Below are 23,143 nucleotides of genomic sequence, written 5' to 3'. Positions count from 1 at the left end.
CCCGTGCTGTACAGGCGGTCAAGCAGCCCTGCGATCGAGCAATCGGTCGAGCGGCGTGTTTGGTTGGGCGGCGGCGGCCCCCAGCAGCGCGACGAAATCCTCCATCCACTCGCCGACCATACGGGCCTCGAGCAGTTCGCCCTTGTAATTGCATGAACCGGTGATTCCGGTCGGGCGCTCCTTGAGCATCAGCGACAGCCAGGTCTGGTCGATCGGCAGCACCGGCTGCCCCTCGCGCGCGATGTTTCCGATCGATTGCACCGCAATCTCCGGCAGGTCGAGCGGCTGGCGCAGCGGATTTTGCAGCGTGAAATAGACTTGGAGCAGCGCGGCCGGGTCGATCCCCTGCTGCTCCAGATGGTCGGCCAGCATGTTGAACGGCAGCTCCTGCCGCGCATGCGCATCGAGCACGCTCTGGCGCACGCGGACCAAGGCTTGGGCGAACGACAGATCCGGCGTGATTTTCGTGCGGACGATCACCGTATTCTCGAACGGGCCGACGATTCGGTCGGTGTCCGGCTGGGCGCGATTGGCCATCGCGGTGGCGACCGAGATGTCGGTACGGCCGGTCCGTGCCAGCAGCAGGGCCTTCAGGCCGGTGAGCAGGCACATGAACAGCGTGGCGTTATGCTGACCGGCGAACGCCGTGAGCCGCGCGATCAGGTCGGGTTCGAGCCTGAGCTGATGGTGACCGGTGGACGCGCCCGGGTTCGCGTCGCCGTCGAAGATTGGGGCCGCGCCGCGCAGATTCTCCGTCCAGTCGGCGGCCTGGCGGCGGGCGGCGTCGGTGCCGCACCACCAGCGCTGCCAGCGTGCGACGTCCGAAAAGGCCGGCGGCAGCTTCGGCAGCGGCGCCGAGGGACGTCCGGCCAGCGCCGCATAGCGGCTCGACAATTCCTCGAACAGCACGCCGATCGACCAGCCGTCGGCAACGGCATGATGCAGCGTCAGCAGCAGCACGTGATCGTCGGCATGGAGCTGCAACAGCCGTGCCCGCAACAGCGGCGGCCGCGCGGTGTCGAACGGGGTGTAGGTCTCCTGCTCGATCAGGAGATCGATCTTCCTGAGTTCGAGCGCCTGGCGCCGCTTGTTGTTGTGCGGCCGCCCGTCGCCAATGACCTCGACGGTGAGGACCGGCCCGAGTTCGCTGGGTGTGGCGATGCGGCTGACCGGCTCCCCGCCGCTCCAGCCGAACGCGGTCCGCAGCGATTCGTGGCGACGCACGATGTCGCCGAACGCCTGGGCGAGGGTGGCCGGATCGAGCGGGCCCTGGAGGCGGAAGGCGAAGGGCAGGTTGAACAGCGGCAGCCCCGGCAGGCTCTGCTCGATGCGAATCATCTGGTCCTGCGCGATCGAGAGCGTTGGAGGGCCGTTTTCAGCCAGCCTTGTTTCAGTGAGTCTTGGCAGGCTTGCAGCAGGCTTGTGCGGCTTCGCCGCCACGGCCTCGTCGACCCGCCGGGCAAGTTCCTCGATCGTCGGCGCCTCGAAGATGGTCTTGATCGGCAGCGAGACGCCGAGCGCGCGGGCGACGCGCGCCATCGCCTGGCCCGCCAGCAGCGAATGGCCGCCGAGATCGAAGAAATTGTCGGTGACACTGAGGTTCTCGACCTTCAGCAGATCGATCCAGATATCCGAGAGCACCTTTTCGGTGAAACGCCGCGCCGGCACGGCCGCATCCGGCTCGGATGCCTCTTGCTGTGCGGGTGCCAGCAGCATGGACCGGTCGATCTTACCATGGGCGTTGAGCGGCACCTGATCCATGAATAGGAATGCGGACGGGATGGCATGGCCGGGCAGTCGGCTCTTCAGGAAGTCGCGCAACTCGCTGGCGCTGACCCGGCTGCCGGGCCTTGCGACGATATGGGCGATCAGCCTGACGTCGCCGCTGGCCTCGCGGCGCGGCTCGACGATGCCGGCGCGCACACTCGGATGGTCAGCCAGCGCATTCTCGATCTCCTTGAGCTCGATGCGGTAGCCGCGGACCTTGACCTGATGGTCGGCGCGGCCGAGGCACTCGATCGTCCCGTCGGCGCGGCGGCGGGCGAGGTCGCCGGTCCGGTACAGCCGGCTAGCGGCCTGGCGCAAGAACGAATCGGGCAGGAAACGTTGCTTGTTCTGCGCGGGATCGTTGATATAGCCGCGGCCGACGCCCGCGCCGCCGATGCAGAGCTCGCCGGTCACGCCGACCGGCTGCGGCTCAAGGTTTGCGTCGAGCACGTAGAGCTGGGTGTTCGGCAGCGGCGCGCCGACCGGAACGTTGCTCGTCGCGGTCGCGGGCGGCTTGGTCAGGCGATGCAGGGAGACGTCGTCGGAACATTCCGATGCGCCATAGGCATTGATCAGCGGCACTTTCGGGCAGCGGGCGAACCAGGCGCGGCAGAGGTCGACCGGCAGCGGCTCGCCGGTCGAGATCAGGAGGCGGAGCCTCGCGAAGGCGCGCAGGATCGGCGCTTCGTCCATGCGATCGACGATCACGCGCAGCAGCGACGGGACGATCTCGAGCACGGTGATACCTTCGCGCTCGATCTCCCGCGCGAGCAGGATCGGGTCCTGCACGATCGCGTTGCCGCAGACATGCACGCGCGCGCCGACCATCGGCGCGGCGAGGAACTGCCAGACCGAGATGACGAAGCTTTGCGGCGCGGTTTGCGCGATCACGTCCCTGGCCGACAGCTTCAGCTCGGAAATCAGCGACGCCAGATGGTTCGACAGCCCGCGCTGCTCGATCATGACGCCTTTCGGCGCGCCGGAGGAGCCGGACGTATAGATGAGATAGGCGAGGCTGGATGCCGCGCGCCGCGCGGCGCGGGCCGGCTTGGTCGCCCGCGGCGCGATCGCGTCGTCGAGCTCGGCCACCTGGATGCGCTCGACCAACGGCTCGAGCAGTGCCTCGACCATGGCCGATTGGGCACGCCCGATCAGCAGCACGCGGGCGCAGCTCGATCCGAGAATGGTCGCAAGCCGCGCCGGCGGCTGGTCGGGATCGAGGTTCAGGAAGGCCGCGCCCACGCGTTGCACCGCGATCATTGCGGCGAGCAGATCGGGTCCGCGCTCCGCGAGCAAGGCGACCACGCTCTCGGCACCGACGCCTTCGCGGGCCAGCCAGCGCGCGGCCGCCTGGCTGCGCCGGGCCAGCTCGCGATAGCTCAGCGATGTGTGTCCGTCCGACACCGCAACAGCGTTCGGCGTTGTCCTGGCCTGACGGTCGAAGCGTTCGCTCAAATTGCCGCGCGTGGTGAAATTGGCCGGCACGCCGTGGCCCTTCGCCAGCAGTTGCCGGCGTTCGGCTTCGGTCAGCAGCGGCAGGCGCGAGATGCGCTGTTCCGGATTGGCGATGACGGCCTTGAGCAGGGTCTTGAATTGAGCAGCCATGTCTTCGATCGTGGCCGCATCGAACAGATCGGTGGCGTACTCGAAGAACCCGGTGAATCGGCCGTCGGCCTCGACCAGCTCGAGCGTGATGTCGAAGCGCGCCACTTTTGGATCGACCTCCAGCCGCCGCGTCGACAGACCCGGAAAGCGTGCCGCCTCGATCGAGGCGTTCTGGAGGATGAACATGATCCGGAACAGCGGATTGCCGTCGCTCCGGCGTGCGATCTGCAACGCACGCAGCACCTCCTCGATCGGGAGATCCTGATTGCGGTAGGCATCCAGCGTGACCTGGCGCACCCGCCGCAACATCTCTCCGAAGCTGGGATCGCCGCCGAAATCGTTGCGCAGGATCAGGGTGTTGGCGAACAGCCCGATCAGACGCTCGCTCTCGATCTGGTTGCGGTTGGCGATCAGCGATCCGGTCGCGACATCCTCATGCGAGGTGTGACGGAATAGCAGGCACTGAAACACCGCGAGCAGGATCATGAAGGGCGTGACGCCCTGGTCCTGGCTCAGCGCGCGGACGTCGCCCGAGAGGGCCCTGGAGAATTCGAAATAGTGACGGGCGCCGTGACCGCTCCAGATCTCAGGCCGTGGCCGGTCGGTCCGCAGCGGCAGCGTGGTGACGCCGTCGAGCTGCGTCCGCCAGTAATCGAGCTGTTCTTTCGCCGCCGGCGTTCGCGCCCAGCTCTGCTGCCACAGTGCGAAGTCGCGGTACTGGAAAGTGGGCGAGGGCCGCGCTGCCACGCCCTTCTTGCGTGCCGCGGCATAATGGGCGGCGAGCTCCTCCCAGAACAGCCGCTGCGACCAGCCATCGGTGACGAGGTGATGCAAATTGACCACCAGCGCGTGGCTGGATTTGTCGAACGACAGCAGCGTGACCTTCAGTGGCGGCTCGTGCGCCAGGTCGAACGGATATTGCGCGAGCTTGAGCGTCTCGCGCCGGACGACCGCGACCTGGTTGTCCGCAGGGCAGGGCTTGAGCTTGATCCGCTCGAATTTTGGCGGCGATTGCAGCACAAGCTGCGCCGGCTCGCCCTGCCGTTCGACGAAGACCGAACGCAGCGCCTCATGGCGGGCGCAGATCGCGGTGAGGCTCGCAGAAAGCGCGGCGACGTCGACCAGGCCTTTGAGGAGCGCGACTTCGACGACATTATAGTTGTAGCGGGTCGGATCGAGCCGCGAGAGCAGGTACATCCGCTGCTGCTGGTACGACAGCGGCGCGTCCGCTGTCGCAGCTCCGGCCCGGCGCCAGGCCGGCAGCGCCGCTTCGCGATGGGTTGCGGCGGTCTCCAGCCGGGTCGCAAGCGCGGCGACCGTAGCGCAGTCGAAGATGTCCTCGAACGAGAAGTCGACGTTGAAGCGTTCGCGCAGGCGCGAGCGCATCTGCGTCACCGCGAGCGAGTCCGCGCCGAGCGCGAAGACGTCCTGATCGATGCCGACCTGCGGCAGCTCCAGCAGACCGGCCCAGATCTCCGCGAGCTGCGTCTCCAGCGTGGTGCGCGGCAGGCGCGCCGCATCGGCGTCCTCCGCCGTCGCGATCAGATCAGCCAGTGCGTTGCGCTTGACCTTGCCGCTGGCGCCCTTCGGCAGCGCCGCCACGCTGCGGATCAGACTCGGCACCTTGTAGGCCGCGAGACGCTTTCGCGCGAACTTGCGCAACTGGTCCGAGGTCGCCTCGGAATTCGCTAGCAACACCACGACGGCGGCGACGTTCTCGCCGAGCTTTGGGTGCGGAACGGCAAAGACGCCGGCCTCCAGCACTGCCGGATGGCTGAGCAGGACCTCTTCCACCTCGAGCGGCGAGATCTTCTGCCCGCCGCGATTGATGACGTCCTTGATGCGGCCGACGATGAAGAGATAGCCGTCGGCATCGAGATAGCCGAGATCGCCGGTCCGGAACCAGCTGTCGCGGAAGGCGGCCTGCGTCGCCGCCTCGTCATTATAATAGCCACGGCTCATGTTCGCGCCGCGCAGCACGATCTCGCCGTGTGCGCCGCTCGCAAGCGCGCGGCCCGTCTCGTCCATGATCGCGATCTCGGGCCCCGCGGCGCGGCCGACCGATCCGAGCTTGCGCAGCTCGAACGGGTTGGCCGCGATCTGCGAGGCCGCCTCCGTCATGCCGTAGGTTTCGAGCACGGGGACGCCGAACGTCGCCTCCAGTCCGCCAAGGATCGCGGGCGCGAGCGAGGCCGAGGCCGAGCGGATCACGCGTAGCGACGAGGCCCGGGCGCGGCCCGGATCGGCTTCCGCCGCCGTCAGCAGCGCGCGATGGATGGTCGGCACCGCCGTGTACCAGGTCGGTTGCAGCTCCCGCATCCAGCCGAAGAAGGACGCGGCGTCGAAGCCGTCGGTGCAGATCACGCTGGAGCCCGCGGCGAGCGCCGTCAGCAGACCCGAGATCAAACCATGGGCGTGAAACAGCGGCAGGACGTTGAGCAGGCGATCGTGGGACGTGAGCGACAGCACGCGGCCGGCATTGGTGGCGGACAGGCAGACGTTGCGATGCGTGAGTGGCACCATTTTCGGCCGCGCCGCCGTGCCCGAGGTCAGGAGGATGAACGCATCATTGTCGCCGCGCGAGGCGCCGCTCGCGCTCGCCGGACCGACCGCCGGGCCAACGAACGCGCAGCCTCCGAGATCGTCTTGCGGCCCCGGCACGAAATCGATCACCGCGATATCGAGCGCCCTGGCGACGTCGCGACTGGCCGAGTTCATGTCGGCCCGGGTGACGAGCGCCGTCAGCTTCAATTCGCTGAAATAGCGTTGCAGCTCGTCCGCGGTCAGATCGGGATTGACGGGGACGCAGGCGCAGCTTGATGCGACCGCGATCAGTGCCAGCGCGCTGTCCGCGCCGCGCGGCAGCGCAACGGCAATCCGGTCAGCCGGCGCAATGCCGAGCCCGCGCAGCGTGCGGACCAGATCCTGCGTCCGCTCGCCGAGCGCGCCGTAGGTGAGGGCCGGCCGGCCAGGGGCGAGGAGGGCGGGCGCCGCCGGCGTCCTGCGGGCGTAGAAGTCGAGAAGGCCGCCGATATGGGAAAAGATCTTCGTTTCGCCGCTCGCGCCGACCGATCCCGCTCCGGATGCAATGTCCGACAATGCCATTCCTTTTTGATCTGATTGAGCTATTCTTCCTATGAGTTAGGGAACGCGTCCAGTCTGAGGTGAAGTTCGGGCCCCAAAATCTGTGGTTGAGGGGCCTAAAGCCCTTCGACGGAGTGATGGTCGGGCAGAATCACCATGCTGGAGAATGAGCCGGGCACGGGAGCGGAAGGCGGGCTGAAGCGCTGGCTCGAAGGCATCGGCCTTGCGCACTACTCCGATCTCTTCGCGCAGCACCGCCTCGATCTCGATGTCATGGCGGATCTCACCGAATCCGACCTGGTCGAGCTCGGATTGCCGCTTGGTGATCGCAAGCGGCTCCAGCGAGCGATGGCGGCGCTGTTCCAGGCTGAAACCGCGGAGGCGCCGGCCGCCGCGGCGCCCCCGCAGGCCCGGGCGGAGGTCGGGGCCGAACGACGTCAACTCACCACCATGTTCTGCGACATGGTGGATTCCACCTCGCTCTCGGTGCAGTTCGATCCGGAAGACGTGCGTGACTTGATCGCGAGCTTCCGCGAGACCTGCGTCCGCGTGGTCAAGCACTACGAGGGCTTTGCCGCTCGGTTCGTCGGCGACGGAATTTTGGTCTATTTCGGCTATCCGACTGCACATGAGGACGACGCCGAGCGCGCGGTGCGTGCGGGGCTCGAGATCGTGCGGGTGCTGTCGACCGCACGCGCGATCGAGCCGCGTGGCGCGCTCAGCCACTCGCCCGCCGTCCGCATCGGGATTGCGACCGGTCTCGTCGTGGTCGGCGATCTCGTGGGACAGGGCACCGAAGAGCGCGACTCCGCGGTCGGAGAAACTGTCAATCTCGCCGCGCGCCTGCAAGCGCTGGCGCCGCCCAATGGCGTGGTGATTTCGGCCTCGACGCAGTCGCTGCTGAAGGGGAAGTTCGACTACCGCAATCTCGGCGTCCATGCGCTGAAGGGCATCTCGGAGAAAACGCAGGCCTGGCATGTGGTGCGTGCCTCGCGCGTGGAGACCCGGTTTGCCGCCGCGATGGGCACGCGGCTGACGCCGCTCGTCAACCGCGAGGAGGAGATCGCGCTGCTGATGGGACGCTGGCAGCAGGTCAAGGATGGCGACGGCCAGGTCGTGGTCAAGTTCGGCGAGCCCGGCATCGGCAAGTCGCGCATCATTCAGGAGATCTTCGAGCGGATCGCAGGCGACCGCCACGGACAGGTCTCGTTCCAGTGCTCGCCCTACTACACGTCCACCGCGTTCTATCCGTTCGCCGAGCAGCTCAAATTCTCCCTCGGCCTCGACCGGGAGGATGCGTCCGCGCACTCACTGGCGAGCCTGGAGACCGCTATCGCCGCCGCCCATGGCGACATCGAGCAGGTCACGCCGCTGTTTGCCGCGCTGTTGTCCATACCGACCGGAGACCGCTATCCGCCGCTCGAACTGTCGCCGCAGCAGCAGAAGGACGCGACGGTCGTGGCGCTGGTCAATCATTTCCTCGGCCTCGCACGCGAGATGCCGCTCGTGATGGCCTTCGAGGACCTGCACTGGATCGATCCGACCTCCCGCGAGGTCATCGATCTCTTCGTCGACAAGGTGCAGAACGAGCCGATCCTCGTCATCATCACGGCGCGCTCCGAGTTCCAGCCAAGCTGGAATGCGCATTCGCACATCACCACCCTGGTGCTGAACCGCCTGAGCCGGCAGTTGCGCACGACGATGGTCGAGCGCGTCGCCGGGAGAGAGCTTCCCAAGGAGGTCGTCGAGGAGATCATCGTCAAGACCGACGGCGTGCCGTTGTTCCTGGAGGAGCTGACCAAGACCGTTCTCGAATCCAACCTGCTGACCGAGCGGCACGGGCGCTACGTGCTGTCGGGCCCGTGGCGGCAACTCGCGATCCCGGCAACCCTGACCGACTCGCTGATGGCGCGTCTCGACCGGATGGGGCCGTTCAAGCGGATCGCGCAGATCGGTGCCACCATCGGCCGCGAGTTCTCCTATGAGACGCTGCACGCAGTCGCCAATACGCCTTCGGAGCAGATCGAGGCGGCGCTCAATCACCTGGAGGAGGCGGGGCTGATCATGCGCCGCGGCCATCCGCCGGACGCGCTCTACTCCTTCAAGCATGTGATGATCCAGAACGCCGCGCATGCGAGCCTGCTGCACAGCGAGCGGCGCAAGCTGCATGCCCGCATCGTCCAGGTGCTCGCCGAGATGTATCCGGAGAAGACCGAGCGCGAGCCGGAGCTGCTCGCCCATCATCTGACCGAATCCGGCCAGAGCGAGGGTGCGGCGAGCTTCTGGCTCAAGGCCGGCAAGCAGGCGGCCAAGAGCGGCGCCAATCTCGAGGCGATCGGCCATCTGCACCGAGGCCTCAGCGTCGTGCAGGCCAATGCGCGCATGCAGGGCGCCGACGAGATGGAGCTCGAGCTGCGCATCGCGCTCGGCAACGCGCTGATCGCCGCCAAAGGCTATGCGGTGCAGGAAGTCGAGGAGAACTACGTCCGTGCGCTCGAGCTCGGCCGGCAGCTCGACGATGAGGAGAATACCTTTGCTGCCACGCGCGGGCTCTGGGTGTGCCACTTCATCCGAGCGGATCTGACGCGCGCGCACGATCTCAGCGTCGAACTTTTGAAATTCGCCAAGCGCGAGCGGCTGAGCGAGCGGACGCAGCCGGCGCAGCAGACCGGCTATCTGATCGAGGCGCATCGCGCGATCGCGATGACCATGCTCTATCGCGGGCGCTTTGCCGCCTCGCAGCATCATTTGCACCGCTGCATCAATCTCTACAGCCCCGATCTGCATTCCGACCTGATGGTGCGCCACGGCACCGATCCCGGCGTGGTCTCGCTGTCCTATCTCGGCTATCTCCTGTGGTTCCTCGGCCGGCCCGACGCGGCGCGCCAGCACAGCGAACAGGCGATCGCGAACGCCGAAAAGATCCGCCATCCCTTCACGCTCGCTTTCGCGCTGGTGTTCGGCGCCTATCTCTGCCAGCATTTGCGCGACGTCGAAGGCACGCGCGATCACGCCAACCGTGCCATGATCATCGCCACCGAGCACAATTTCCTGCACTGGAAGCAGCAGGCCGCGATCCTGCGCGGCTGGGCGCTGACCCAGCTCGGCGAGGCCGACGAGGGCCTCAGCCAGATGCGCTTCGGCCTCGACGAATATGAGGCGATGGATTCCTGGCTCGCCGGCTGCTGGTTCCGATGCCTGCTCGCGGAAGCCTACGCCAAGGTCGGCCTGCGCGACGCCGCCCTTCGCGCGCTGGACGGAGCGCTGGCGACCGCAAGGCGGACCGGCGATCACTCCTACCTTGCCGAGGTCTATCGGCTGCAAGGCGAGATCACCCTGTCGGACGGCAATCCGGCGTCGGTGCAGGAAGCGGAAGATCTGTTCGTGCTGTCGCTGGAGACCGCGCGCAAGCAGGGCGCGCTGTCCTGGGAGCTCCGCACCGCCGTCAGTCTCGCGCGCCTGTCGCACGATGCCGGCAAGGGCGAGCATGCGACGCTCCTGCTGACGCCGATCGTCGGCAAGTTCAGCGAGGGCTTCCTCACGCCGGACCTGAAGCAGGCGATGCAGCTCGTCAACGACCTTCGCGCGGACGCGTCCGTTCGGGAACGGGTCGATCCCTGACATGAGCGATCTCGCCGCCGCGCGTGCGCGCTACGTGGAAAGAATCGCAAAGCGCGAGCGGATTTCCTCCAAGCGCCTGCTCGAAGCGCTCGCCGCCGTGCCGCGCGAGGATTTTCTGGCGAGAGGGCCCTGGCGCATCAAGAGCGAGGCGGCGCGGAGCTATCGACTGACACCCGACGCCGATCCCGTTCATCTCTACGACAATGTGCTGGTCGCGATCGACGCGCGCCGCAAGCTCGACTCCGGCCTGCCGAGCCTGTGGGCGCATTTCATCGATTTGCTCGACGTCGGGGACAAGGACCGCGTGGTCCAGATCGGCTGCGGGCTTGGCTATTTCTCGGCGGTGCTGTCGAAGATCGTCGGTCCGAAGGGCAGCGTGCGTGCGATCGAATGCGACGAGCGGCTTGCAGCCCGTGCCGCGAACTTTCTTCGCGCCTATCGCAATGTCGAGGTCGTCCAGGGCGACGGGTGTGAGGACATCGGCGCGCCCGCCGACGTCATCATCGTGCATGCCGGCTTCTCGCATCCGCATCCGCTCTGGCTCCAGTCGCTCCGCCCGCGCGGCCGCCTTCTGGTGCCGCTGACCCAGCGGGACCGCGAAGGTGCCGTCATCAGGATCACGCGCAAGGGCAGGGGGTTCGAGGCCGAGCCGGTCCAGCAGGTCCGGATCTTTCCCGGCCGGGGTCGCGGCACGACCGCGCTCGACGACCGCGTCGCCGACTGGTGGCAGCGCGCCTCCGCGCTGGCGCCGCTGCGGTTTCGCGGCATCGAGCAGGGACTGCCGTCGGATGGCTGATGCTTCGTTTCATTTTACCTTGATTGCGAATGTGAGTATCCAGCGCCCCCCGGTGCGGTTATGACTGTGGCTTGATGGCCATTCGAGCACGCTCCATGCATTCCGTTGCACTGCTGACTGCCAGCTATGCCAAGGATATCGAACGCTTTTCGCTGCTCAGCGAGAGCATCGACACCTGGCTGACGGGATATACGCGGCATTATGTTCTCGTTAACGATGAGGACGTGCCGCTGTTCGAGCGGTTCGCTTCCGACAAGCGCGTCATCGTTCCGGCCTCGCGTTACCTGCCGAAATGGCTCTGGGCGCTGCCGCCGGCGCTCCAGTTCGTCAGCAAACGACGCGTCTGGCTGTCGCTGCTGTCGTCACCCGTGCACGGCTGGCACATCCAGCAGTTGCTCAAGATCGCCGGCGTCCTCAATGCGCCCGAGCAGCGCGTCTGCATCCTGGATTCGGACAATCTGTTCTTCCGTGAATTCGATGTCGGCCAATATGCCGGCGGTGAGAAGACGCCGCTGTTTGTCACGCGCGGAGGGATCGACGCCGACCACCCGTTACATGTGCTGTGGCTCCGCACCGTCGATCAGCTTCTCGGTATCAAGGGGCGCTCGTTTCCGGCAGACGACTATGTCGGCAATGCGCTGGTCTGGGACAAGGACACCGCGCGCGCGATGACCGACGCCATCAAGTCGGCGACTGGCTTCGGCTGGGCTCTCGCACTGTGCCGGAAGAAGAAGTTTTCCGAGTACCTGCTCTACGGCCACTTCGTCGCCAATTCGCCGGAGCATCTGGCAGCACATCGGGTGACGGAAGACAGCATCGCGGTCTCGCATTGGGATGACACGCGTCTCGACCGCCCGGCCATCGAGGCGATGATGCGCGCCGCCTCGCCCGGGCAGGTCGCGCTCTGCATCCAGTCCTATTCGTCGACCTCGATCGACGACATCCGCGACGTGTTCCGTCTCAGCTCGCGCGACCGTCGCGGACCGAGCCTGTCTCCCGATCATATGGGGGACGAAGCCGAGTTCGAGACGCCGAGGACGCGCTAGAACAAGCTGCCCTCAAACGTCCTTCGTGAACCTGCTGATGACGTCCATGAACGGCTTCGGCCTGAATTCGCCGTCGAGCGGCAGGGGACGGTTCGGCTGCTTGTCCGCGCGGGCGAAGGTGCCGTTGATCCAGCTGTAGCGATCCGAGAGGCCCCAGGTCAGGATCGAGCGCACCGGGCCGCTGGTCGAGATCGCGGTCAGGAGATCATCGACACGCTTGGCGACGATCTTGTCGCGCTCGGCCGGACTGCCGGTCAGCTTCTGATCGTCGACGTCGAGCTCGGTGACGAGAACTTCCAGCCCCCACGAGCGCAGCTCGGTGACGAATTCGGCGAGCCCATGGGTGTCGATCTCGAGCTCGGCATGCAGATGCGACTGCAATCCCACGGCGTGCAGCGGGACACCTTGGTCGAGCAGCTCCATGATCAGGTTGCGGTAGGCAGCGCGCTTGGCGATGAAGGAGTCCTTGGCCGACTCGATGTCGTATTCGTTGATCGCGAGCTTGACGAAGGGGTCGGCCGCGGCCGCCGTGCGGAAGGCGAGCGGGATCCAGTTGTTGCCGAGATGCTGCGTCCAGAACGTGTCGCGCCGATCTTTCTGACTTTGGGGATTGTCCGGGATCGGCTCGTTGACGACGTCCCACGACGTCAGCTCGTCCCTGTAGTAGGAGACGACGGTGCCGATGTGGTCGAGATACGCACGCTCGACGCCTTTGGCGTCCTTGATCTGCTTGGTCCAGTCTGGAATGTCGTGATACCAGGCCAGCGCATGCCCGCGCATCGTCAGATCGTTCGCCCGCGCGAAATCCAGGATCGCGTCGGCGCGCTCGAAGGCAAACGTGTGCGCGTCCGGGCGCAGCATCGGCCATTTCAGCTCGAGCACCGGCACGACCTGCGTGCAATAGGTGCTGATGGCTTCGCCAAGCCGCGGATCGGCCTGCAGGTCCCAGAGCGTTGCCGCTGCACCAAATCCCGGACGGCGCTGGGCAAGTTTCGACGCCGGCAAGGCTGACGCGGATCCGCCCGCCGCAAGCGTTGCGGCCGTGCCGAGAAGGAATTCGCGTCTGTCGAGCCTCGCCACGGCATTCCCTCGGGAACCAATGCGCCATCGTACCAAGCGGCGCCGTGCAATGCCGGGGTTTCGTCGTGTTGGGTTAACCTTTGCCGGATGTCAGGTGCGTCAACCCATGGGCCGCTGCATCGCTGTTCCAGCGCGTTCACGCGCTGGAAAGCGTCTTAAGGCGCCTGAATGATGGTCTCTTATCGGTGATCTGCGGCTCCGGTTCGAGGAAAGGACAAATTTAACGCTAACGCGCGAAATCCGCCGTGCTGCTCCATTCGCGGCCCGATTTGCAGACTTATGTGACACTCTTCGGGGATGCTGCGGCGCAGTCCGATCGCCACCCCAAGGTCCAACTGATCAACGGCCGCAAAACTCGCATGACCGCTTCCGGTCCCGTGCCCGCATGCTGAACCGCCATTTCTCCATCTACCTGGTCGCCTATATCCTGCCTGCGGCGGTGGGCTTCTTCGCGGTCACCGCCTACACGCGGCTGCTGACGCCCGCAGAGTACGGCGTCTATGTCGTCGGCATCAGCCTTGCCGGCATTCTGGGTGCGATCTTCTTCGCCTGGATCAAGCTGTCGGTGTCCCGCTATCAGGCGATGTCGGCGGAGGTGGATTTTCGCGCCACGGCGATGGTCGCCTTTGGGCTCACGGCCGCGGTGCTCTGTGCCACGACCCCGCTGGTCTTCCTGTTCCGCAGCGACGTCAGCGTCGAGCTGCTGCTCGCCAGCATGTTCGTCGCGATCATGGCCAATGCGGTCGATGTCGGCCAGGAGTTCGAGCGCGCCAAATTGCGCCCTTACCGGTTCGCGGCGATCTCGATCGTGCGCAGCGTATCGAGCGTGGGCTTCGGCCTGCTCGGGATCTGGCTCGGCTGGGGCGGCATGGGCCTGCTCGCGGCGTTCGGGCTGGGCTCGCTGACCGGCATCATCCTCAATCTCGTCGGCGACCGCACCAGGATCGCGCCTTTCCAGCGCAGCCAGTTCATGCAGCTGGCGCGCTACGGCCTGCCGCTGACGCTGGCCGGTCTCTCGGTCGCGCTGTACTCGACCTGCGACCGCCTGATCGTCGCTTATCTCCTCGGCAAGGACGCCGCCGGCATCTTTGGCGTCGCCGCCGATCTGCCGCGCCAGTTCATGGTGATGATCGCCTCCAGCGTCGCCGCGGCGACCGTGCCGCTCGTGTTCCGATCGCTGTCGGAGAAGAACAATGAGACCACGCGCGAGCGGTTGAACGAAAGTCTCGAACTGCTGCTCGTCGTCGTCGCGCCCGTCGCGATCTGGCTGGCGCTGGCGGCGGACCAGGTCGCAGGCACGCTGGTCGGCGTCGACTTCCGCGCCGGCGTGTCGGCGCTGCTGCCGACCCTGGTGCTCGCCCGCTTCTTCGGCATCGCCAATCAGTTCTACGTCCAGATCAGCTTTCAGCTCGCCGAGCGGCCGTTCATGCTGGCGGCGCAGTCCTTCCTCACGCTCGTGGTGAGCGTCGCGCTGATGTTCGCGCTGGTCGCAGGTTACGGCCTCAACGGCGCGGCGCTGGCGACGCTTGCGACCGAGGCGATCGGCCTCGTCGTCGCACTCGTCCTGATGCACCGTGCCCATCCCGTGCCGTTCGACGTCAATCGTCTCGCCGGCGTTGCCGCCTCCGCCGCAGCCATGGCGGCTGCGATCCTCGTCGCGCGATCGCAGGTCGACGGCACCGGGCTCGTCGCGCTGATCATCGTGAGCCTTGCGGGCGGTTTCGCTTACGCCGCCGCGGCGTGGCTTCTCAATGTCGCGAACGTGCGAACGCTGTCGTTGCGTGTTCTGCGCACCTTCAACCGGAAGGCGCTGGGCGTCTAGCCGGAGCTGACGAGGCAACCGGGCCGGGCTCCAGGCGGCGGGAACTTTGCTCGAGCGAGCAATATTGACCAGTAACTTCGGCCCCGGCGGCTCATGCTGGCTGTATCACCGCCCCTTATCGGCATCTATCGGTGACTGAGAGTGCTGTAACGCTCCCGCCTGATCTCGAGGGCGCATCGCATGCATTTGCAACATTCCCACTCATTCGGTTCGTCACTTGCATCAGACCGGCGGCCGCGCTGTCCCAGGTGCGGCGAACCCATGAGCTTGGTGAGGATCCCCGGCTCATCCGCCTTTGACATCGGAACGTTCGCGTGCGCCTGCCATCACATTCGTGCTGCCGCAGTCGAAACCGATCCGATGAGATCGGCCGCGGCCCTCTGGCTCGCCAGTCACGATTTGAGGCCACCGACCTGAGCGGGTGCCCCCGAATGGAGGACCTGGAAGACTTCATCCACCTCGAAAACCTCAAAATCCTCAGACGGCAGATCGATCTGGCCAAAGACGACGTCCGGCGGCAATGGCTCATGATACGTCTGGCCGAGGAGGAGGCGAAAGGCCGGGTTGCGACCCGATAGGCGGTCGCCGGCGTACCGCCAAAGGGCCGTCGATGGGAGATGTGTGGTGAGCGGATACATATTCAACAACAGGGGAATCCGCGCCGGGGTTCTGAACGGCACATCGATCTTCGACCTCACCGGCAAGAAAGTCTACGATCTCCGGGGGAACAATATCTATCGTCTCTCGGGCGAGTTGGTCGGCCATACGCTCGACGCGTCGGGTGCTGACAAGCGTCTGGACCGCGACAGCGAAGCGCTGCTCTCCGTCCTGCGAGCACCGGAGCCTGACGAGCCCGAGAACCGTCCCGCTCCGCAAAGGCAGCCATCTGACAGCTTTGCGGAAGCAATACGTCTGCGCCGGCAGGTCTCGGACACCCCGTCCGATCGTCCCAAGAAAGGATGATCCTGCATTCCGAGAGCTTCACGAACACTTCGCACAGGCCCGCAACGACACCCGATGCGGGCCAGGTCACGCCGAAAATCTATTGCAGCGGCGACCGCATCCCGGTCGCAGCATCGTAGACCAGGATTTGCAGCATTGGGAATCTGCCGAGCAACTCGGCGCCGGCTTCTCGGGCAGCAGTTTCGCTGTCGTAACGGGTCTTGAAGTGGCCATCGACCACAAGCGTGAAGCCATCGGCCGGTGCGACATCAGCCCTTTGAATGATTCTCGGCGCGATCTCGTCGACGTGCGCGGTCGGCTTTTTCATGGGGTACCTTCATATCGTTGCAGGAGGCGGCTCGAGGCGTTCTTGCCCCCAACTGTCTCAGTCGTCCCTCACGATCTCAGGCTTGTCATACAAGACCGCGTTCAGGAGGGAACTGTGAACCTCGATCTTGCCGTTGTAGGTGATAAAGCCGAGCTTGCGAAATTTGTTCATGAAAAAGCTGACGCGTGAGCGGGTCGTCCCGATCATCTCTGCGAGCGTCTCCTGACTGACCTGCGCCGTGATGGGCTGCGTGGCGCCATCCTTGCCAAAATTCGCCAGGAGCAGGAGAAGACGCGCAAGCCGCTTCTCGCTCGAATTGAACAACTGGTCGATCAGGTCTTCTTCGATGCGGCTGTTTCGACTGAGCAGATACTCCATGAACAACTCGGAGAACTTTGGCTCGCCCTTGAGTATCGCAAGCATAGCCGATTTCGCGATCGACGTGACCAGGCATTGCTCCATCGCCACCGTTGTCGAAATCCGCAAGGGATGGCCGTTCAGGCAACCTTCGCCGAAGAATTGTCCGGGCTCCATGATTCCGACCACGGCTTCCTTGCCCTGCTCGGAGACGACGAGAACCTTGATCCTGCCCTTCTGGATGTAGAAAACCGTGTCCGCGGCGTCGCCCTGCGAGAACACGACCTGGTTCTTGTCGAATTTCAGTATGGCTTTGCCCTCGCCGACCTTGGCGAGAAAGAGTTTTGGATCGAACGAGCTTTTCGCCGCTTTTAGCATAACGTCGTCAAGAACCTGATGGAGGGGGCTTCAGTTTAGCAGGGCCGGGGCCGGGCGCGTTAGGCAAATCTTGCGTCCGCCTTCGGGCCCCCCGGTGATCCCGGCCAGGCAATTGTGGCGGCGGCCTCGGCCGGCTCGCCATACGGCTCGCCTGCGCTCTCAATGCCGTACGACCGTCTGATGCCGGTCCTTCATGAGTGCGGCATCCAGCTCCGTTTGGCTGACCGAGTAGAACTGGATCAGTAATTGGGGGGCAGACCTCGCGGGCGGCTGAAGCAGCGTCGCCACGCGCCGATAGGCGATCCTCGACAACCCTTCGATCTGCTCGTCGTCAGTGACGACGACATATTCACCGGCGGGCTGAGTGCCCTCCAGGCCCTGAAGGACGAAGGGATTGGCGAACGAAACGGTGGTCCGTGTTGTTCTGATAGTCAAGGTGAGATCTCCTGGACGAACTGCAGAGGCGTCAGCCGCGCCACTTGTCGACCCCTCTTCGTGCCGGTCGAGGGACGGCCATCAGAGAGCCTATCGGTTGGCTCGCTCTGCTGCAGAGCAAAATTGCTCAGCTTTGAAGGAATGGTCCGCAACTGATCCTGAGCCGCGCGCCGATCATACGATCGGCATCTGAGCAGTTTTGCACATCATCCGCCCTTGCCCGGGTCTAGTCTGACGGGTGACGGAACACTGCTTGGTCGTCCGTTGGTGAGGTGAAAATGAACATATCTGGTGAAAGCCTTCTCGTCATATTGGCTGTGGGCATCGCGGCCGGTTGGCTTGCGGGCCAGATCGTCATGGGTACGGGCTTGGGCCTGGTCGGCGATCTCGTCGTGGGAATAGCGGGCGCCTTCATCGCGAGCTGGTTATTTCCGCAGCTGGGAATCCATCTCGGTTCGGGGATCGTCTCGCAGATCATCGACGCCGCGGTCGGCGCGGTCTTGCTGCTCATGATCATCGGGCTCGTCCGCGGACGAAGCCGATGGGGCGGAAGCTGGGGCGGCGTTTGGCGCAAACGCTGGTAGGCGGGCATCGTGAGAGTCTGCCTGGAACGAACGTCGCCGGGACTACTTGGTGATGGCGACCGGATATGATGCCCACTCATCATACCCGATGAATGGCGGCCCCGGTTCGCACCCCCGTGCTGGGGCCGCTTCCTTGAGCGTTCCCCTTCAGCTGCTATTTGGCTGATCTCATCGGGTCGTCCATGGATATCTTGTGGACGTTCCCGCATTTGGCACATTCGAAGATTCGAAGATTGGGACCGTCGCAGCTTGCCCCGACGTGGATCAGCATCATGCGGCTCTGGCAGGCCGGGCAGAGTGGCCGGGGTATCGGAATCAGCGTCGGTTCTGGACGAGCATAGACCTCGGACATATGAAGCTCCTGCCCATATGGCGGGGTACGCTGTACCCGAAGCCGCCGCCGATGACAGCCGATTCGCCGGCTGCGTCATGGCCAGCATGCCGCGCTCGCGTGTCAGCTTCAGTTCAATATTGCTCACATTGCCGGAAAATCGCCGGCCGGTCGGTGAACATCTCCGACCTGCGTCCCTTCCCATCTCAGTCGCGGTGTGTCATGGGGGGCAGGCCAATTCGGCGGGACGCCGGCTCCCGGCGTGAGCAATATTGCTCAGCAGGACATCCAGGCTCGGATCAATATGAGTGCGTGCGGGGCAGGACCTCAGAACTGCTGCCGGAGGCGTCCGTGGGCGATAACGATACTTCTTCGGCGGACATCGGGAACAGACCAGAAATGACTGAGAGAACGCCGGAGATCCGCGCGACGGCGCGGATGCTCGCCCGCTACCGCGAGCCCGACAGTGCGCGCGGTGTCCTCGAGCTGGCGATCACGGCGGTGCCGCTTGTCATCATCTGGGTTTTGATCTGGGCCGCTCTTGACCACGGCTATTGGTTTGCCCTGCTGCTCGAGGTGCCCGCGGCGGGTTTGCTGGTCCGTCTCTTCATGATCCAGCACGATTGCGGACATGGCTCGTTCTTCCGCGGCCGCGTTGCGAACGATTGGGTCGGCCGCGCCATCGGCGTGATGACACTGACGCCATACGATTACTGGCGACATAACCATGCACGCCACCATGCGAACTCCGGCAATCTCGATCACAGGGGCTCGGGCGACATCGATACGTTGACCGTGCGCGAGTTTCGCGACCAGCCCCTATGGGGTCGGATGCTGTACCGTTTGTATCGCCATCCCCTCGTGATGTTTGGCGTCGGTCCCTCGTATTTGTTCATCTTGAAGCATCGCTTGCCGGTCGGGCTGATGCGCGGTGGCTGGAAGCCCTGGCTGAGCACAATGGGCACGAACGTCGCGATCGCGGTTCTCGTCGGCGCGATGATCCGGCTGGTCGGCTATGGGCCGTTCCTGCTGGTTCACCTGCCGATCATCGTTCTGGCGGCGTCTATCGGTGTCTGGCTGTTCTATGTCCAGCACCAATTCGAGCACACCCACTGGTCCCACGACGACAACTGGAATTTTCACGACGCTGCGCTGTACGGCAGCTCGCACTACCAATTGCCGGGTGTCTTGCGATGGTTCACGGCGAATATCGGCGTCCACCACATCCATCATTTGTGCAGTCGAATTCCCTGCTATCGCCTGCCGGACGTGTTGCGGGACCATCCGCAGCTCGCCGGCGTCGGACGGATTACGCTGCTCCAGAGCTTGCGGACCGTGCGGCTGACCTTGTGGGATGAGGAGCGCTTGCGGCTTGTCTCCTTTGGAGAGGCAGCCTTGACCTCAACCGCCTCGCCGGCGGCCGCCTCGCGGCGAGGCCGCTGAGGGTCGTGAAGGTGCGCGCCCCGCAGTGGTGTTTACTGCCGAGGTTCGGCCGGAAGGTGCCGGGCGTTTAGCCACCATTCTCAACCAAAGCCTGCCGGTTCAAAGAATATAGGCCGGTTTGCGCCGCACCGTTGTGATCCGGGTCGTGATCGCCGCGGCGCTCCACCGCAACGGGGGGAAAACCGGCGGATCCGCCCCCTCCAAGGCGGACATTCTGCCGCAGCGATCGCCGCCAGCCTCGGACCAGCCTTGGCCGGGAGCCACCCTTCCGCCCGCGCGAGCCGTCGTATATGAGAGATTTGTCGTTGGAACGTGCCGAATATCGCCACAGACGGAACGTATGGCGGCTGCGATTTCTTAATCCAAAGATCGCAATCTGAGACCTAATCGACATGAGCGCGGACTGGCATTTCGACCGGGGCATGGCATGAAAAACCGACTGACGACGGCGCAATCCACCCTGGCGATGCGGCGTTGGGCCCCTCCCGGCAGGATCGCGCTTGCGGCGTTGGCCGTGCTTGCCGTGGTGAACCCGGCGGCCGCGGCCAAGCAGGCGCGCCAGCCGGCCGAGGCGGTGGCGCCGCGCGAGGCCGGCGAGCCGATCATGGCGATCGTGTCGATCAAGAGCCAGCAGGTCACCTTCTACGACGCCGACGGCTGGATCCTGCGTGCGCCGGTGTCCACCGGCACCACCGGGCGCGAGACGCCGGCCGGCGTCTTCGCCATCGTCGAGAAGGACAAGGACCACCACTCGACCATGTATGACGATGCCTGGATGCCCAACATGCAGCGCATCACCTGGAACGGTATCGCGCTGCATGGCGGGCCGCTGCCGGGCTATGCCGCTTCGCATGGCTGCGTGCGGATGCCCTTCGGCTTTGCGGAGGGGCTGTTCGACAAGACCAACATCGGCATGCGCGTGATCATCTCGCCGAACGACGCGGCCCCGGTCGATTTCACCCATCCCTCGCTGTTCGTGCCGAAGCGCGAAGCCATCGCGGCGGTACCGAACCGGGCCGACAAGCTCTCCGCCGAGGCCGAGGAGGCGACCCGGGCCGCCGACGATGCCAAGAAGGCCGCGGCGATCGCCGCGAAGGAGGCCGCCTCGCTTCCCGCCTCGCTGCGCAAGCTGGAACAGCAGAAGGCCCGCGCCGATGCCGAGCTTGCTTTTGCCGACAAGTCGCTCGCGGCGGCAAAGACCGATCAGGCCCGCGCCAAGGCCGAGGAGCTGAAGCAGAAGGCCGCCACCAAGGCTGCGGATGCGACAACGCAGCTCGACACCGCCAAGGCCGCCGCGCAACCGAAGCGCGACGCCGTCGCCGCCACGAAGGAGGCCGCGAAGGCGGCTGCGACCAAGAAGGCCGAGATCGTGAAGGCCGCGACCGACGCAAAGCTCGCGCTCGAGCCGGTCTCGGTCTACGTCAGCCGCGCGACGCAGAAGCTCTATGTGCGGCGGAACACGCACAAGCCGGCGCCGGATGGCGGCGGCGAGGTGTTCGACACCAGCATCGAGGTCCCGGTCACGATCCGCAATCCCGACCAGCCGCTCGGCACGCATATCTTCACGGCGATGGCGAAGAACGACACCGGCCTGCGCTGGAGCGTTGTGACGATCGAAAGCGGCGACGACGCCAAGGACGCGCTCGACCGCATCACCATTCCGCAGGACGTTTGGGATCGCATCGCGCCGACTGCATTGCCGCGTTCGTCGATCATCATCTCGGACGAACCACTGAGCAGCGAGACCAACTACCGCACCGAATTCGTCGCGGTGCTGAGCAACCATCCCCAGGGTGGCTTCATCACGCGCAAGCCGACCGCGCCTCCGATGGACATTGCGAGCGACGACAGCTGGGACAATGGTGGCAACGGCTTCGGCTTCTTCTTCCAGCGCGATCCGAACCCGCAACCGGTCAATCCGCGCCGGCAGCGCGGCGGCCAGTACCCGTATTATCAGCCGGCGCAGCCGATGCCGCGGAGCTTCTGGTAAGGTGCGCAGCCGTCGGGGAGCGAGCTCTCCTTCGACTAAGGTCGCGCCGTGATCACCAGGGCCTGAATCCTGGCTTCGACGGGGCCGGGCCCATGGCGCATTCGGATTGCCTCGGCAACGGCGTCCGTCGCGGCCTCAAGCTTGCTCGCGTCCCTTGCCTCGATCTCGTTTCGCAGCGGCGTCCCCTGGCAGTATGCGAACGCCACATATTCGGGCGTCGGCGCGCGGCTCACCGCGGGAAGCGTTTCGATCGAGATGTGACGGAAGCCCGCTTGCTCCAGATCGGCGTTGATGACGGCCTTGTCGTGATAGCCGTGCGGCGTCCGCGCCATGAAACGCGGCGGATCGTCGGGAAAGATCTTTCCGAGCACGGCCGTCGCCTCGTCGGCGAACACGTTCTCCTCGATGCGGTCCCAGACGTTGAACACGAACGTGCCTTCCGGCCGCAAGACCCGCTTCGCCTCGGCGTAACCCTTGATGCGATCCGGAAAGAACATGGCGCCGAACTGGCAGCAGACCACGTCGAACGCGGCGTCGTCGAACGGCAGCGCGGTGGCATCCGCCGGGCGCCAGGTAATGCGATTGTCTTCGGCCTGGCGCTGCGCCGCGATCGCGAGCATCGGCTCGTTGAGATCGGTCGCGACGTAACGGATGCCGGGAGGCAGCGCCGCCGTCACGGCCCGCGTCACGGCGCCGGTGCCCGCGGCGGTTTCCAGCAGCGTTGACGGGGAGAGCGCGGCGACACGCCTGGCGATGTCGGCGGCGTAGTGGGCGAAGATCAGCGGGACGAGATACTCGTCGTAGATTTTCGGGATCGAGCCGGCGAAGACCTTGTCGGTAGAGGACATGTTTGCCTCGCTGAAGGTTCGGACACGGGGCTCACGTTAGCATGGTTTCCCCACTGTCGCGCCAGCAACGAGACAAATCCCGCCGCTCCATTCCTGGCCGTGCGCTTCGAGCAACATCGCAAGGCCGACGACCGATCCTACGATCTCCCGCCGACAACCTCCCGGATCGGCCGCGTGCCGTCCCAGTTCATCGCCGCCTGCCGGACCTTCTCGAAGAACGGCCCCTTGGTGCCGCTGGTGTCGGAGATCTCGATCACTGTTCCCGGATGCGCCTGGGTGTCGAAATAGGCAAAGCGTCCCTTGTCGCCGCCGATCTGGCCCTCGTGGCCGATCCTGTAGCCGAGCGCGAGCGCCTTGTCGTAGAGCGCCTGATAGTCGTGGCTCCAGTACGACATGTGCTGGAGTCCTTCGTGGCCGGCGTCGAGGAATTCCTTGTACAGCGAGGGCGCATCGTTGCGCTGCTGGATCAGCTCGATCTGGAGGTCGCCGGAATTGGCCAGCGCAATGCTCATCTCTATGCGAGAGTCCTGGCCGCGATGGCGGAACCAGTCGGTCCTGACGCGATCCATGTAGTACCAGGGACCGACGCCCATCACCTCGATCCAGTGCTTCATCGCGGCGTGGATGTCCCGCACCACATATCCGTTCTGGCGCACCGCGCCGAAGATGCGGCTCATGCCCGCGCT

At 65.2% G+C, this 23,143-nt stretch carries 16 protein-coding genes; 9 read left to right on the top strand and 7 right to left on the bottom strand.

Features of this window, described 5'->3' with window-relative positions; translation table 11 throughout:
- Positions 1 to 18: 18 nt before the first annotated feature.
- Positions 19 to 6,477, bottom strand: a complete 6,459-nt coding sequence (locus AAFG50_RS34245) for a non-ribosomal peptide synthetase (protein WP_028175191.1) — start codon at positions 6,475 to 6,477, stop codon at positions 19 to 21.
- Between the two features lie 135 nt (positions 6,478 to 6,612).
- Between AAFG50_RS34245 and AAFG50_RS34240 the strand changes: the two genes are divergently transcribed.
- From AAFG50_RS34240 to AAFG50_RS34230, 3 genes are all read left to right on the top strand, one after another.
- Positions 6,613 to 10,077, top strand: coding sequence for an AAA family ATPase (locus AAFG50_RS34240; RefSeq protein ID WP_028175192.1), 3,465 nt, complete (start codon positions 6,613 to 6,615; stop codon positions 10,075 to 10,077).
- Position 10,078: 1 nt separating this feature from the next.
- The gene (locus tag AAFG50_RS34235; protein WP_028175193.1) at positions 10,079 to 10,873 is read left to right on the top strand and encodes an rRNA adenine N-6-methyltransferase family protein; all 795 of its coding nucleotides are present in this window, start codon (positions 10,079 to 10,081) and stop codon (positions 10,871 to 10,873) included.
- Positions 10,874 to 10,968: 95 nt separating this feature from the next.
- Positions 10,969 to 11,919 carry a DUF6492 family protein gene (locus AAFG50_RS34230; protein ID WP_028175194.1) on the top strand — a complete coding sequence of 317 codons (951 nt, stop codon included), beginning with the start codon at positions 10,969 to 10,971 and terminating at the stop codon, positions 11,917 to 11,919.
- A 12-nt stretch (positions 11,920 to 11,931) separates the two neighbouring features.
- Here AAFG50_RS34230 and AAFG50_RS34225 read toward each other — a convergent pair whose 3' ends face one another.
- Positions 11,932 to 12,999: an endo-1,4-beta-xylanase gene (locus tag AAFG50_RS34225; RefSeq protein WP_028175195.1), complete on the bottom strand. Its 1,068-nt coding sequence runs from the start codon at positions 12,997 to 12,999 to the stop codon at positions 11,932 to 11,934.
- A gap of 385 nt (positions 13,000 to 13,384) precedes the next feature.
- Between AAFG50_RS34225 and AAFG50_RS34220 the strand changes: the two genes are divergently transcribed.
- From AAFG50_RS34220 to AAFG50_RS34210, 3 genes are all read left to right on the top strand, one after another.
- On the top strand, positions 13,385 to 14,821 hold the full coding sequence (locus tag AAFG50_RS34220; RefSeq protein ID WP_028175196.1) for an oligosaccharide flippase family protein: 1,437 nt from the start codon (positions 13,385 to 13,387) through the stop codon (positions 14,819 to 14,821).
- 431 nt (positions 14,822 to 15,252) lie between these two features.
- Complete coding sequence (locus AAFG50_RS34215; protein WP_156149857.1) at positions 15,253 to 15,399, top strand: hypothetical protein; 147 nt, start codon at positions 15,253 to 15,255, stop codon at positions 15,397 to 15,399.
- A 46-nt stretch (positions 15,400 to 15,445) separates the two neighbouring features.
- Positions 15,446 to 15,784: a hypothetical protein gene (locus tag AAFG50_RS34210; protein ID WP_049832558.1), complete on the top strand. Its 339-nt coding sequence runs from the start codon at positions 15,446 to 15,448 to the stop codon at positions 15,782 to 15,784.
- Positions 15,785 to 15,863: 79 nt separating this feature from the next.
- Here AAFG50_RS34210 and AAFG50_RS34205 read toward each other — a convergent pair whose 3' ends face one another.
- The 3 genes from AAFG50_RS34205 to AAFG50_RS34195 form a co-directional block, all read right to left on the bottom strand.
- Complete coding sequence (locus tag AAFG50_RS34205) at positions 15,864 to 16,091, bottom strand: hypothetical protein (protein ID WP_028175197.1); 228 nt, start codon at positions 16,089 to 16,091, stop codon at positions 15,864 to 15,866.
- Positions 16,092 to 16,148: 57 nt separating this feature from the next.
- A complete protein-coding gene (locus AAFG50_RS34200) occupies positions 16,149 to 16,826 on the bottom strand; it encodes a Crp/Fnr family transcriptional regulator (protein WP_011085032.1) in 678 nt (225 codons plus the stop codon).
- A gap of 159 nt (positions 16,827 to 16,985) precedes the next feature.
- Positions 16,986 to 17,261, bottom strand: coding sequence for a hypothetical protein (locus tag AAFG50_RS34195; RefSeq protein ID WP_028175198.1), 276 nt, complete (start codon positions 17,259 to 17,261; stop codon positions 16,986 to 16,988).
- Between the two features lie 278 nt (positions 17,262 to 17,539).
- On the opposite strand from AAFG50_RS34195, the gene AAFG50_RS34190 reads away from it, so the two are divergent.
- From AAFG50_RS34190 to AAFG50_RS34180, 3 genes are all read left to right on the top strand, one after another.
- Positions 17,540 to 17,845, top strand: coding sequence for a GlsB/YeaQ/YmgE family stress response membrane protein (locus tag AAFG50_RS34190; protein WP_038966522.1), 306 nt, complete (start codon positions 17,540 to 17,542; stop codon positions 17,843 to 17,845).
- Positions 17,846 to 18,575: 730 nt separating this feature from the next.
- Complete coding sequence (locus AAFG50_RS34185) at positions 18,576 to 19,619, top strand: fatty acid desaturase (RefSeq protein WP_028175199.1); 1,044 nt, start codon at positions 18,576 to 18,578, stop codon at positions 19,617 to 19,619.
- A gap of 427 nt (positions 19,620 to 20,046) precedes the next feature.
- Positions 20,047 to 21,609: a L,D-transpeptidase gene (locus AAFG50_RS34180; protein WP_028175200.1), complete on the top strand. Its 1,563-nt coding sequence runs from the start codon at positions 20,047 to 20,049 to the stop codon at positions 21,607 to 21,609.
- Between the two features lie 35 nt (positions 21,610 to 21,644).
- Here the strand turns inward: AAFG50_RS34180 and AAFG50_RS34175 are convergent, their stop codons facing one another.
- Together AAFG50_RS34175 and AAFG50_RS34170 are read right to left on the bottom strand one after the other, a co-directional pair.
- The gene (locus AAFG50_RS34175) at positions 21,645 to 22,457 is read right to left on the bottom strand and encodes a class I SAM-dependent methyltransferase (protein WP_028175201.1); all 813 of its coding nucleotides are present in this window, start codon (positions 22,455 to 22,457) and stop codon (positions 21,645 to 21,647) included.
- 137 nt (positions 22,458 to 22,594) lie between these two features.
- A complete protein-coding gene (locus AAFG50_RS34170; protein ID WP_028175202.1) occupies positions 22,595 to 23,134 on the bottom strand; it encodes a VOC family protein in 540 nt (179 codons plus the stop codon).
- Positions 23,135 to 23,143 lie beyond the last annotated feature (9 nt).

It is taken from the genome of Bradyrhizobium sp. B039, assembly GCF_038965675.1.
GTDB classification, from domain to species: Bacteria; Pseudomonadota; Alphaproteobacteria; order Rhizobiales; family Xanthobacteraceae; genus Bradyrhizobium; species Bradyrhizobium diazoefficiens.
Note: the sequence above shows the minus strand (reverse complement) of the source record. Positions and strands in the feature narration are given on the sequence as shown.

What these genes read in the sequence shown, in the direction of transcription:
- AAFG50_RS34175 (WP_028175201.1), bottom strand. Translation starts at nt 22,457, where the DNA reads ATGTCCTCTACCGACAAGGTCTTCGCCGGCTCGATCCCGAAAATCTAC.
- AAFG50_RS34170 (WP_028175202.1), bottom strand. Translation starts at nt 23,134, where the DNA reads ATGAGCCGCATCTTCGGCGCGGTGCGCCAGAACGGATATGTGGTGCGG.
- AAFG50_RS34205 (WP_028175197.1), bottom strand. Translation starts at nt 16,091, where the DNA reads ATGAAAAAGCCGACCGCGCACGTCGACGAGATCGCGCCGAGAATCATT.
- AAFG50_RS34185 (WP_028175199.1), top strand. Translation starts at nt 18,576, where the DNA reads ATGACTGAGAGAACGCCGGAGATCCGCGCGACGGCGCGGATGCTCGCC.
- AAFG50_RS34215 (WP_156149857.1), top strand. Translation starts at nt 15,253, where the DNA reads ATGGAGGACCTGGAAGACTTCATCCACCTCGAAAACCTCAAAATCCTC.
- AAFG50_RS34240 (WP_028175192.1), top strand. Translation starts at nt 6,613, where the DNA reads ATGCTGGAGAATGAGCCGGGCACGGGAGCGGAAGGCGGGCTGAAGCGC.
- AAFG50_RS34230 (WP_028175194.1), top strand. Translation starts at nt 10,969, where the DNA reads ATGCATTCCGTTGCACTGCTGACTGCCAGCTATGCCAAGGATATCGAA.
- AAFG50_RS34245 (WP_028175191.1), bottom strand. Translation starts at nt 6,477, where the DNA reads ATGGCATTGTCGGACATTGCATCCGGAGCGGGATCGGTCGGCGCGAGC.
- AAFG50_RS34220 (WP_028175196.1), top strand. Translation starts at nt 13,385, where the DNA reads ATGCTGAACCGCCATTTCTCCATCTACCTGGTCGCCTATATCCTGCCT.
- AAFG50_RS34200 (WP_011085032.1), bottom strand. Translation starts at nt 16,826, where the DNA reads ATGCTAAAAGCGGCGAAAAGCTCGTTCGATCCAAAACTCTTTCTCGCC.
- AAFG50_RS34235 (WP_028175193.1), top strand. Translation starts at nt 10,079, where the DNA reads ATGAGCGATCTCGCCGCCGCGCGTGCGCGCTACGTGGAAAGAATCGCA.
- AAFG50_RS34180 (WP_028175200.1), top strand. Translation starts at nt 20,047, where the DNA reads ATGAAAAACCGACTGACGACGGCGCAATCCACCCTGGCGATGCGGCGT.
- AAFG50_RS34190 (WP_038966522.1), top strand. Translation starts at nt 17,540, where the DNA reads ATGAACATATCTGGTGAAAGCCTTCTCGTCATATTGGCTGTGGGCATC.